10 protein-coding genes and 1 rRNA gene are annotated in these 11,022 nt (G+C 51.8%); 5 read left to right on the top strand and 6 right to left on the bottom strand.

The annotated features are described in order from the left end of the window. Nucleotides 1–92 (bottom strand): 16S ribosomal RNA (locus tag K355_RS0115855); the annotation flags it as partial. A gap of 803 nt (nt 93–895) precedes the next feature. After that, entirely contained in the window at nt 896–1,132 is a 237-nt protein-coding gene (locus K355_RS0115845) for a hypothetical protein (RefSeq protein WP_022733137.1), read from the bottom strand. A 27-nt stretch (nt 1,133–1,159) separates the two neighbouring features. Here K355_RS0115845 and K355_RS24160 point away from each other — a divergent pair, with 27 nt between their 5' ends. Next, nucleotides 1,160–2,461, top strand: coding sequence for a M23 family metallopeptidase (locus tag K355_RS24160; RefSeq protein WP_245562959.1), 1,302 nt, complete (start codon nt 1,160–1,162; stop codon nt 2,459–2,461). Between the two features lie 188 nt (nt 2,462–2,649). Here the strand turns inward: K355_RS24160 and K355_RS0115830 are convergent, their stop codons facing one another. Together K355_RS0115830 and cyaY are read right to left on the bottom strand one after the other, a co-directional pair. Continuing rightward, nucleotides 2,650–4,446: an ABC transporter transmembrane domain-containing protein gene (locus K355_RS0115830; RefSeq protein ID WP_028791658.1), complete on the bottom strand. Its 1,797-nt coding sequence runs from the start codon at nt 4,444–4,446 to the stop codon at nt 2,650–2,652. Nucleotides 4,447–4,492: 46 nt separating this feature from the next. Then, nucleotides 4,493–4,825: an iron donor protein CyaY gene (gene cyaY / locus K355_RS0115825; RefSeq protein ID WP_022733133.1), complete on the bottom strand. Its 333-nt coding sequence runs from the start codon at nt 4,823–4,825 to the stop codon at nt 4,493–4,495. 280 nt (nt 4,826–5,105) lie between these two features. Here cyaY and rpmE point away from each other — a divergent pair, with 280 nt between their 5' ends. Continuing rightward, the gene (gene rpmE / locus K355_RS0115820; protein ID WP_022733132.1) at nt 5,106–5,330 is read left to right on the top strand and encodes a 50S ribosomal protein L31; all 225 of its coding nucleotides are present in this window, start codon (nt 5,106–5,108) and stop codon (nt 5,328–5,330) included. Nucleotides 5,331–5,588: 258 nt separating this feature from the next. After that, nucleotides 5,589–7,403 carry an adenylate/guanylate cyclase domain-containing protein gene (locus K355_RS0115815; protein WP_022733131.1) on the top strand — a complete coding sequence of 605 codons (1,815 nt, stop codon included), beginning with the start codon at nt 5,589–5,591 and terminating at the stop codon, nt 7,401–7,403. Between the two features lie 132 nt (nt 7,404–7,535). On the opposite strand, the gene K355_RS0115810 is transcribed toward K355_RS0115815, so the two are convergent. Next, nucleotides 7,536–7,985: a DUF1465 family protein gene (locus tag K355_RS0115810; RefSeq protein ID WP_022733130.1), complete on the bottom strand. Its 450-nt coding sequence runs from the start codon at nt 7,983–7,985 to the stop codon at nt 7,536–7,538. A gap of 548 nt (nt 7,986–8,533) precedes the next feature. Then, entirely contained in the window at nt 8,534–8,728 is a 195-nt protein-coding gene (locus K355_RS0115805) for a DUF1192 domain-containing protein (protein ID WP_022733129.1), read from the bottom strand. A gap of 128 nt (nt 8,729–8,856) precedes the next feature. Between K355_RS0115805 and K355_RS0115800 the strand changes: the two genes are divergently transcribed. Then, a complete protein-coding gene (locus K355_RS0115800; RefSeq protein ID WP_033368967.1) occupies nt 8,857–9,876 on the top strand; it encodes an NAD(P)H-quinone oxidoreductase in 1,020 nt (339 codons plus the stop codon). A gap of 315 nt (nt 9,877–10,191) precedes the next feature. Then, complete coding sequence (locus K355_RS0115790; RefSeq protein ID WP_022733126.1) at nt 10,192–10,872, top strand: DUF1013 domain-containing protein; 681 nt, start codon at nt 10,192–10,194, stop codon at nt 10,870–10,872. The last annotated feature ends 150 nt before the right edge of the window (nt 10,873–11,022 follow it).

Here is an 11,022-nt window from a genome sequence, read left to right as displayed (position 1 = left end):
CTCCAGTTCCCGAAAGAACCTTCTCGTACGACTTGCATGTGTTAGGCCTGCCGCCAGCGTTCGTTCTGAGCCAGGATCAAACTCTCATGTTCAATCCAAGCTTGTCTCATAGACAAACTCTAAAAATTAACGTCTGCACATTCATTTGGTGGTTACCACAAATCAATCAAATCAAAACCGAAGTCTTAATCAAAAAGATCCGTCGTCTCCAGGATGCACAGACTAACGCCATAACGCTGCCCGCGCATCCCTTCCTACTGATCAACAATGTCAAAGAACTCAAAGGCCGAAACCTTAAACCGTCTAACCCGCGTCGCCAATCTCGTCAGCGCCGCGCCTCGTCGGTGGAGGCGGGTTATAGGGTGCCGTCACAGAACTGTCAAACCCTTTTTGGCGAAAAAATGCATCTAAAATGCAAAAACTTCAAACGGCTTGCAAAACGCCGAAAATGGCCACTTGCTGCACTTTCACCCAATGATTGACGACGCACAGCCACCGATAAACCAGAAAGATCAATCCGCATTCATAAGGCTCTTAATTCCTCACCTTTCCGAGACATTCAGATCTGCAAAACCAACCTCGATTTTAACCCACATATATATGTGTCTATTTGTCGCCCCAACGCAGATCAGTTGCATCCATAAATTTCGACAAATTTCTTAGGCGTCGTTGATCGCTCGATATCCAGATCAAATAACAGCACCTCCTCCTGCGAAGATGCATTTTTTCTCTACCGGAAAAGTATAGCCCGATGCCCTGCGTCGGCGTGGACCAAAGCAGCCCGCATTACCGACAAACGTTTGTTTTAATTTACGAAGCCTGCCCGGTTATCCGGGAAACGGAGCGTTTTCATTGCCCGAGAGACCGCAATTTTGATGGCGCCGGGCATCTGTCTTTATGAACTTTGGTCATTACGCGCCTTTATCTTGCCATTGTCAGGTGGCACCTCAGCGCCGCCCAACATCGAAATGGCGCGTAACTTCTTCAACGGTTCGTAAAGGAAATAGCGCCATGATGTCCGATAGGGCAATGCAATACCCTTGTTAATTGGCATTTCACAACGGCCTGACTTTTTTGTATAAGGTTTCTGGCCGATGTTGCCAAAAAGAGCAACGGGTTGAGCATACTGCATTTTTGGTTCTAGGGGAGTTCTACGGCGATGGCCGGAAGAGACTTGGCATCTATTGTCACTGTGATGGCAATTCTGGGGGGAACAGCGGGATATCTGCTTTCCGATCACTATTCCAACGCTACAGATACAGCCTTATCGGCGAGTGCTGCTGAAACACAGCACTCGGTTGAAAGCATCACCGAAACAGCAAGTATTCCCGATCAGACACCCCGTCATGAGACGGTCGTGCTTGAACAGGGATCAAACTTGATGGCGGTATTAACTGCCAGCGGGCTTGAGCGCACCATCGCCTATGATGCGATTGAAGCGCTGCGGGATGTTTACAATCCGCGCAAATTGCGCGCCGGTCAGGAATTTGAACTGGTGTATTCCGGTGACACGCAAGACAGTGATGAACTGCTTGATGTTTTAAGTTTCCAGCCAGACCCGGAAACAATTGTTTCCGTCTCACGCACTGACGATGGTTTTAACGCATCATCAGATAAGATCGAACTGACGACGGCCCAGAATGTTGCCGCAGGTACGATCGAACAAAGCCTGTTCCTTGCCGCAGAGCGCAACGGTGTTCCCCTGCCGGTTCTGATGGAAATGATCGAGCTTTATTCCTATGAGGTCGACTTCCAGCGTGACATCCAGCCGGGCGACAGCTTTGAAGTGATGTATCAGGAACTTAACAACGATGCAGGCGAACGCGTTCGGTATGGCGATGTTATTTACGCCAGCATGACGCTGAGCGGTCATGAAGTCCGGCTTTATTCCTATACCGACAGCCATGGCGACACCGACTTCTATAACCAGAAAGGTGAGTCTTATCGCCGTGCCCTGATGCGTACCCCGATCAACGGCGCACGACTATCGTCGGGCTATGGTGGTCGCAAGCATCCTGTTCTTGGCTATACCAAAATGCATAAGGGCGTCGATTTTGCCGCCCCACCGGGCACACCGATCTTTGCGGCCGGTAACGGCAACATCGCGCGGATCGGCCCCTATAGCAGCTATGGTAACTATATCCGCATTCGTCACAATGATTCCTACTCAACCGCATATGCCCACATGACAGGCTTTGCCAAAGGCCTGCGTCAGGGATCGCGCGTTAAACAGGGCGACGTTATTGGTTATGTCGGCGCAACCGGCCGTGTCACCGGACCGCACCTGCATTATGAAATCCTCAAAGACAACGTGCAGGTCAATCCGATGCGGATCAAGATGCCAAGTGGCAAAATGCTTAAAGACAAAGAGCTTGAGACATTTCTGGCGGACGCACAAATCCTGCGCAAACAATATGCCGAACTGTCACTTGAGAACAGAAAGATCGCCAGCGCCGATTAAACACCACCAAAAACGGCAATATGTTGCCAGACAAAAGCCCGCCAAACCGGCGGGCTTTTTGTTGGCGGCATCGCCCGGTCCTTCACCCGCTAACGTCATAGCACTGAAGTACCAACAAAAAAGCCCCTGACCTGATGGCAGGGGCTTTTGTCATGGAGCGTCAAATCAACGGTGAGACTTTAAGGTTGTTAGGCAGCATCGCGTTCAAATTGCAGCTTTGCCAAGCGCCCATAAAGCGGTGAGCTTTCGAGCAATTCTTGATGGGTGCCAATGGCAACCAGTTTACCATCATCAATCACCGCAATCCGGTCCGCATGCAACACGGTTGCCAGACGATGGGCAATGACCAGTGTGGTGCGTTCTTTCATGATGGTTTCAAGTGCTTTTTGAACAACCTGTTCGCTTTCGGCATCGAGCGCACTGGTGGCTTCATCAAGCAACAACACCGACGGGTTGCGCAAGATCGCACGTGCGATGGCAATACGTTGGCGTTGTCCGCCCGACAATCGAACGCCCTTTTCGCCAAGGAAACTGTCGAAACCTTCGGGCAAGCGTTCAAGGAATTCAGTCGCGTATGCGGCGTCGGCTGCTGCACGGACATCCTCATCGGACGCGCCCGGACGGCCATAGCGAATATTTTCCCACGCATTGGCCGCAAAGATCACCGGATCCTGCGCAACAAGCCCGATCCGTTCGCGCACCTCAACTGGGTTGGCATCGCGGATATTGACATCATCAACGCAAATGATCCCGCTGTCGGGATCATAAAACCGCAGCAAAAGCTGAAACACCGTGGTTTTTCCTGCACCTGACGGCCCGACAAGGGCAACCGTTTCACCGCGCTTTACCTTAAGCGAAAATCCTTCAAGCGCGGAACTATCCGGTCGTGCAGGGTAATGGAACGTCACATTGTCAAAGCTGACATACCCCTGATGGGGCACAGGCAAGGCAATTGGATTTTCAGGTGCGTCGATTGACGGCTTGGTCGCCAGCAACGCCACCAGCCGTTCGGCAGCACCCGCAGCGCGCTGCAAATCGCCGATCACTTCGCTAATCGCGCCAACCGACCCGGCAACCACCACCGCATAAAAGACAAATGCTGAAAGCTCACCCGCCGAAATCGTGCCATCAAGAACATCATGCCCACCAATCCAGAGGATCGTTCCAACCGCGCCAAACACCATGACAATAACAATGGCGGTCAAAAGAGCGCGCGCCGAGATACGTGCAACTGCGGTTTTAAAAGCCCCTTCGACGAAACCGCCAAACCGGGCACTTTCAATTTCTTCGTGGGTATAGGCCTGCACCGTGCGCAAGGCATTCAGCGTTTCTTCAGAAAAGGCGCTGACATCGGCAACTCGGTCCTGGGATTCGCGTGACAAACGCCGCACGCGCCGACCGTAACCAATGATCGGCACAACCACCAATGGCACGACAAGAAGCACGAGTGCCGTCAGCTTGGGGCTGGTGATGGCCAGCATCGACAGCCCGCCAATGAACATCAGCATGTTACGCAGGGCGATTGAAACACTAGACCCGATAACGGCCTGAAGCAGTGTCGTATCGGTGGTAAGCCGCGACAGAACTTCACCCGTACGGGTAACTTCAAAAAATCCCTGATCAAGTCGGATGATGTGGCGATAAACAGCTGATCGGATATCAGCAACCACACGTTCGCCAATCCAGGACACCAGATAAAACCGCACATAACTTGCGCCCGCCAGCAGTACAGTCACCCCAAACAGCACAAACAGCGCACGATCAAGCAGCGTGCCATCACCTTCGGCAAAGCCCTGATCGACCAGCATGCGCAAGCCATTGCCCAAGGCCAATACCGTACCGGATGCCGTCACCAGCGCAAGCAGCGCCCCGACAAGCTGCAGGCGATAGGGCGTGATAAAAGGCAAGATTGCCCGTAAAGAGGACATATCCCGACTTGTTTCGCGGTCGGTCAATTTTGCGGAATCAGAAGGTCTACGCGCCACGGCACCCTATCCCGTACTCAAAGGAAACACGAAAGCCGATCACAGATCAGCCAAGATCAAGTTTATGCCCGGTCTTTACAGCCAGATCGGCAGATAATTGATCGTTCAAGGTCGTGGATCCACGGGTCGAGGTCCATGTCTCATTATCGTCGTCAAAGTCATAATGGCTGGCACCACTCACAGGTGACGAAAGCCAGACCTGACGGTTGGGACCGTGCTTATTGACGATGAATTGCTCACCCGAATCGAGTTCGATGGTCAGAATTCCTGACTGCAAATCGACGTCAATGGAGTCCCCCAGCGCGTCATCAATGGTGTCGGAGAGATTTTCAATGGTGTCGTCTGCAATCTGATGAAAGCGCGTTTCCTCAAGGGCCACAGTCCTGTTCTCCGTCTGTCATCGCGGGAAACCAAGCCCCCGCATAGGCGATAATCGTTTGTTGGCGCACCATACTATATAAAGAGTGCTGTGCAAGTATGCATAAGAACGTGCCTGCGAGAAAAGCTTGAAACGTGGGCTCTGGACTGCTAAACGACCGCGAGATCGCTACTGCACTCCCTATCTATTTACGTTAATCGGACAATTACCGGTTACAGGGGTTGCGCGAGCCGATTTTTTACACTATACACCGCGCTTCAAATTCCGGAGTGATTAGGCGATGAAAAAAGATATCCATCCCGATTACCATGAGATCACCGTTCAGATGACTGACGGCAGCAGCTTCACCACACAGTCGACCTGGGGTAAACCTGGCGACCTGATGAAGCTCGACATCGATCCAAAAAGCCACCCGGCTTGGACTGGTGTTCACCGTCTTCTCGATAGCGGCGGGCAGCTTGCGAAATTCAAAAAGCGCTTCGCTGGTTTCAACATCGGTAATTAAGCAAAGAACACTTCTTTGTGTTCTTACGGATCAGCGCCCGCCGCATCTTCTTGATGCCGCGGGCGTTTTTCTTTGCCAAGGGACTAAATCGACGGCTCCATCCGATAGAAAAGCGGTTGAAAACCTTCAAATAATCAACTGCACCGTCATATCTGATGGTGAATCGGGCATTTTTTTGCCATAATTCACAATTCGCCGTACTGCGACAGCATCGAATTTGCTGTCTGTTTCGGTTTGTAAGAGTTACCAGGCTTGTAAATGAACCAAGTGGCTGCGCGTAACCAGGTAAGTTATGAGGTCTACGTAAAAGACCGTTCAGGGCGTTGGCAAATCCACGCCCACTTTAGTGGTGCGCAAAAAAAGCAGGCCGAAGAAGAAGCAAAGCAGATCGAACGCGCCGCACATGTATCTGCGGTAAAGGTGATTCGCGAAGTTTACAATCACGGCACCAACAGCTCCGACGACTACGTCATTTACGAAACCCGCGATAAAGGCGGCAAAGCGTCCCCTGACAAACAAGCCAAGGCCCCTGCGCCAAAACCTGCCAACAAACCGGCAGCGTTTGAGCAGCCTGTGGCAAATTGCGCCCCAAAAGCACAAAAACCTGCACCGGCCAAGAAACCCGTCGTAAGACACAACAGTACTGAATCCGGTGAACATGGGCTGATCGGTCTTATCCTGAAGATGGCGATCGCCTTTTGTGTCTCTATCGCGATTGGCCTCGCCGCAATGCTTGCCGCGGCAAAGGGGCTTGAATATCTGCCCAGCATGGGTGTTACCATTAGTCAGGGTTTCTACGACAAGGCCAACTTCGTCTCCTTTACCGTCGGCTTCCTTGCCAGCGTCGTACCGATGCTGATGTCGGTTACCAAAAAATACAAAGGTAACGGCAGAAACCCGTCATCAGCACGAACATCACAACCGAAGCAGCGCAGCGTAAAAGCGGCTCAATCGCGCGGCCATGGATCGCTTGGGGGGTATAACTCCTCGGAAATGTCTGGATCGAAGAAATCGGCTGCCGAGCTTGCTGCTGAAATCAGCGAAAACGATGTCCCGCAGGATAGCGAAAACACCGATCCGGTATCAGCCGAGGATAACGTCGACGGCAACGAAAATGCACAAAGCGACGATATCCCGGATGCACCGCTTGTCGAAACGCCGGATATGCGTAAGACCCGCGACAAAATGAAGGCATTTATCTCCGGCTCAATGCGCGCAATTCGCAAAAATGTCCCCAATCTGGATGCCTATCACAAATTCGGTGTGAACCTTTATGTCGCCGGGGCGTGTGATGCATGCAGTGAGAAAAATGCTCTTCAACAAAAAGATGGCCGCGCGGTTCTACGTGATTGCATCACTGCCCTTGGTGCCAACAAAGGCATGGCAGACACGTTTTGCAAGAATGTAGACAACTACATCCTTGAGCCAAAATATAAGGACATGTATGGCGCTGGGCGCCAATCCATGGCCTCCTATATCGAAGATGAAACCAGCATAAATGTATCCGTCTCAAAGGCACTGGAAAGCTGGAGCGAAAAGCCCGCCGCCGGACCGCAAGGTAATGCTGGTCAAAAACTGCATGCGCTGATGTTCACCGATATCGTCAATTCAACTCAGAAAACACAGGAACTGGGTGATCATGGTGCACAGCAAATGGTCCATATTCATAACCAGATTGTGCGGACAGCCTTGATCAATAACTATGGCAAGGAAGTCAAACATATGGGTGACGGTATCATGGCCGTATTCCCGTCTTCGGCCAGCTCCGTTGAAGCCGCAATTGAAATCCAGAAAAACATGGCGTCACATAACGCCAGTCAGGACCTGAAATTCCAGATCCGGATCGGTATCAATAGTGGCGAGGCCATTGCCGAAGAGAATGATCTGTTTGGGACTGTTGTTCAGCTTGCAGCGCGCGTTTGCGCCCAAGCTGGCGGGGATGAAATTCTGGTGTCCCAGAACACCAAGAATACCTATGCCGGCAGTCGCGCCAACTTTACCTCTCAGGGCACGCGGACAATGAAGGGCTTCGCCGAGCCAATAGAAGTGTTTTCCGCGACCTCACGCGTCTAAGCAGCTCACCTCCCAAGCCACCCTTCCCGAACAGACATATTTCTAGCCGTCCTCCATGCTCATCCACTGGCTGTTTAACCGTGTATGGGAGGATGCCCGTCTCAGGGGTGTTTGTTGAAGGAGAAATCGGGATCAGGCATTGCAGCGCGCAGCCACCTGAAGCTCCATCCGCGCAGCACGCATATAAAGCCCATGGGCGCGTTCCATGAGATCAAGCAACTCTGGCGACAGGAATGCACATTGTGCGCATTGATCATCAATGCAGATCCGAAGATCGGTCATGAGGTTGTCCGTATCAACGGCTTCGTCCCAGTCTATTTCACCGGCTTCAACCGCCCGCACTGTCAAAAGCCAACCCATCGCGCGGATCAAACGCGTTGTCATACGCATTTCTTCCAAGCATTGCGTCATGGCGTCAATAGATCGCCCCGGTTTTCCGCGATTTTTTCTATGTGCAGAAAGGTAATTTCGTGCCTCCACAAGCAAGGTGAAGGCCTCATCATAGGTTCGCGAAAAATGAACGACTGCGAAATTGCTTTTGTAGGACGCCTGACCTGACGCCGCTGGGTGCTCTTGGTCCATTTAAAGTATATTGGAAATACACAGGCAGGCTTCAAGGATCGTTCTATTGAGCACCAAATAGAAAGACCGCCCTTTTTAGGGCGGCCTCACCTCAACCTGCTAAACTTGCCGGACTTTTTTTAAGTTTTGTTCTTCTTGTGCGCGAACATTAGCCAGCGGTTCATAAGCGGTCAAGGCTATTAATTGCACAATTGTGACAATACGTATTAACCCGTATGTCCCTGCGTGATCTTTCTCACATGGGACAAGCCCGCTTACACAAGCAATTCACTAATCAACTAAACAAAAAGAACCGCCCTATAAAGGGCGGTCCAGTTTAACAGGGAGGCATCGAAACATCACGTTCGACAAGGGGTCAACAAGTGACCCGTATTCCATATATAAGACCGCAAGTTTAAATTTCAATTAACCCAAGGTTTAAAAATTTATCCTTACGTCTAATAAACGGCGACATCTGATACGCACAACATGCTCCGGGCAAGACCACGGCCAAATGATTGCTTGGAACGAGGACCTCGTCTGCTTTGCTAGACAGGTCGATATTGCCATCAGGACTTAAACAGCGCCTGTGCACCAGCCAACGCACCTTCGCGGTGTGAAAGCGCATACTCGACATTGGCAATCTCTTGTTCCAACGCAGTGCGATATGCATGCAAACTGTCTGCAGACATGCCTTCAAGATTGCGTGGCAAACCAAATTCTTTCGCCTTCGCAGTTACCAGATCATCCTCGTTCACGACCATCCTCCATTAAATTGCTGCGAACATCATACCTGCACGCGTTCGTTGATTTAAGGGTTTGTTGGTTTTCCCAGTCGCCTTTTATCGTTATGAGATAGGTACAAATGTTTCCATTCGCCACGGAGGTCGTTATGTCACAGTCCGATTTGCAAAAGCCCGACTTACCCAAACACATGCAGGCCATCGAAATACGCAACGACCGTGAAAAGCCTTACTTGGCATTGGGGGAAACGGCCCTGCCCGAATTTGGACCAGAAGACGTTCTGGTGCGTGTTCGTGCAAGTGGGGTCAACCGCCCTGATCTGATGCAGGTTGCGGGCATGTACCCACCACCAGCCGGTGCATCCTCAATTGTCGGGTTGGAACTGGCCGGTGAAATCGTTGCCGTCGGTGCAGATGTCACTGACTGGCAGATTGGCGACACAGTCTGCGCCTTGGTGACCGGGGGTGGTTATGCCCAATATGCTGCAGTGCCCGCCGCACAGTGCCTTCCGGTGCCAAACGGGCTTAGCATGGTTGAGGCGGCCGGTCTTCCCGAGACGTTCTTTACCGTCTGGCACAACCTGTTTGACAAGGCCGGTTTGAGCGCGGGCGAAACATTGCTTGTGCACGGTGGGACGTCGGGCATTGGCACAACCGCCATTCAGTTGGCCAAGGCATTTGGCGTCAAAGTCATCACGACAGCCGGAACTGACGAGAAATGTCAGGCCTGCCGGGAACTTGGCGCCGATATCGCCATCAATTACAAGACCCACGACTTTGTCGAAGAAGTCAAAACCGCCACCGATGGCAAAGGCGCAAACGTCATCCTTGATATGGTTGCGGGCGATTATGTCAGCCGCAACTTCAAGGCCGCCTCCGTCGAAGCGCGTATTCTGATCATTGCTTTCCTGAATGGTCCAAAGGCCGAAACCAATTTCACCCCGCTATTGCTTAAACGCCTGACCCTGATGGGATCAACACTGCGCGCACAGCCGGTGGCAAACAAAGGTGCGATTGCACAAAGTCTGCGTGAAAAGGTATGGCCATTGATTGAGTCGGGCAAAATCGCACCGGTGATTTATAAAACATTGCCGCTTTGTGATGCCGATGACGCCCACGCGATTTTGAAGGGTGGCGCCCATGTCGGAAAAGTGATACTTGAGGTGTAGATTGAGGCACTTTCAATCGCTTACGGATAACGGTTGGCACGTAAAGTCTGACCGATCTTGGGTGACAGTCCATAGATTGCGGCACGCGGAAGAAATATTCTTTTGGCAAACCCGCAACAGATTGTTGCATTTAACCGCACATTGATCGAAAAGAACGCTGTGGCGGGTCCGTTGATGCGCGGCAACACTCGTGGTTGCCTTCGCAGCATTGCCGGATCACCGAAAGAGATTATATTCTGGGGCATACATTCCTGCGTATTTGGGCTTAGACCCATCGCCGGTCTCCAGAGAGATAAAAGGAAACTAGGAGGAATTATGGCACAGCCCCTCATGCCCAAAGCAACCGCTGTATGGCTTATCGACAATACCGGCTTGTCGTTCCGGCAGATTGCTGCCTTTACCGAACTGCACGAGCTGGAAATTCAGGCCATTGCCGACGGTGACGTCAGTCAGGGCATTGTTGGCCGTGACCCGGTCGCCAACAGCCAATTGACCCAGGAAGAAATCACGCGTTGCGAACAAGACCCGCGTGCTCTTTTGAAAATGGCCAAAAGCGATTTGCCGCGCCCGCGCGCGCAGTCCAAAGGTGCCCGTTACACCCCGGTTTCCAAGCGCCAGGATCGCCCGAATGCGATCGCTTGGCTGCTTAAGCATCACCCGGAATTGTCAGATGCACAGGTTTGCAAACTGATCGGCACCACCAAGGACACGATCGGCAAAATCCGTGACAAGAGCCATTGGAACTCAGCAAACCTTGCACCGCGCAACCCGGTGACAATGGGCCTTTGCACCGAACTTGACCTTGAAAAACAGGTCGTGATCGCGCGTTCTAAAAATCCCGAAAAGATTGTCACCAACGTCGAGCCCGATCCGCTGCCAGAAGAATTGCAGATCAATCCGGAACCAGATTTCCCGGGCAAGAAAAAAAGCGACAAGAAAGAAGACCTCAAGACTTCCGATTACATGGAAGCCGCGGAAAACCTCTTCCGTTCCTGATTTCTTTCAAAAGGCCGCCTTTTACAGGCGGCCTTTTTTCTTTGAGCCGCCCCACAAAAAACGCGTATGATTTGTTTCATATGAACGCCGTTAAACTGTAACGGAACCGACATACGCACAGCATACCATGCGCCAGCTTTTCAGACGAAC

It is taken from the genome of Thalassospira lucentensis MCCC 1A00383 = DSM 14000 (genome assembly GCF_000421265.1).
Lineage (GTDB): Bacteria > Pseudomonadota > Alphaproteobacteria > Rhodospirillales > Thalassospiraceae > Thalassospira > Thalassospira lucentensis.
Note: the sequence above shows the minus strand (reverse complement) of the source record. Positions and strands in the feature narration are given on the sequence as shown.

Excerpts from the sequence above, each read along its gene's own strand:
- K355_RS0115845 (WP_022733137.1), bottom strand. The coding sequence starts at position 1,132 with ATGCAGTATGCTCAACCCGTTGCTCTTTTTGGCAACATCGGCCAGAAA.
- K355_RS0115810 (WP_022733130.1), bottom strand. The coding sequence starts at position 7,985 with ATGGACCAAGAGCACCCAGCGGCGTCAGGTCAGGCGTCCTACAAAAGC.
- K355_RS0115800 (WP_033368967.1), top strand. The coding sequence starts at position 8,857 with ATGTCACAGTCCGATTTGCAAAAGCCCGACTTACCCAAACACATGCAG.
- K355_RS0115790 (WP_022733126.1), top strand. The coding sequence starts at position 10,192 with ATGGCACAGCCCCTCATGCCCAAAGCAACCGCTGTATGGCTTATCGAC.
- K355_RS0115815 (WP_022733131.1), top strand. The coding sequence starts at position 5,589 with ATGAACCAAGTGGCTGCGCGTAACCAGGTAAGTTATGAGGTCTACGTA.
- K355_RS0115805 (WP_022733129.1), bottom strand. The coding sequence starts at position 8,728 with ATGGTCGTGAACGAGGATGATCTGGTAACTGCGAAGGCGAAAGAATTT.
- rpmE (WP_022733132.1), top strand. The coding sequence starts at position 5,106 with ATGAAAAAAGATATCCATCCCGATTACCATGAGATCACCGTTCAGATG.
- K355_RS24160 (WP_245562959.1), top strand. The coding sequence starts at position 1,160 with ATGGCCGGAAGAGACTTGGCATCTATTGTCACTGTGATGGCAATTCTG.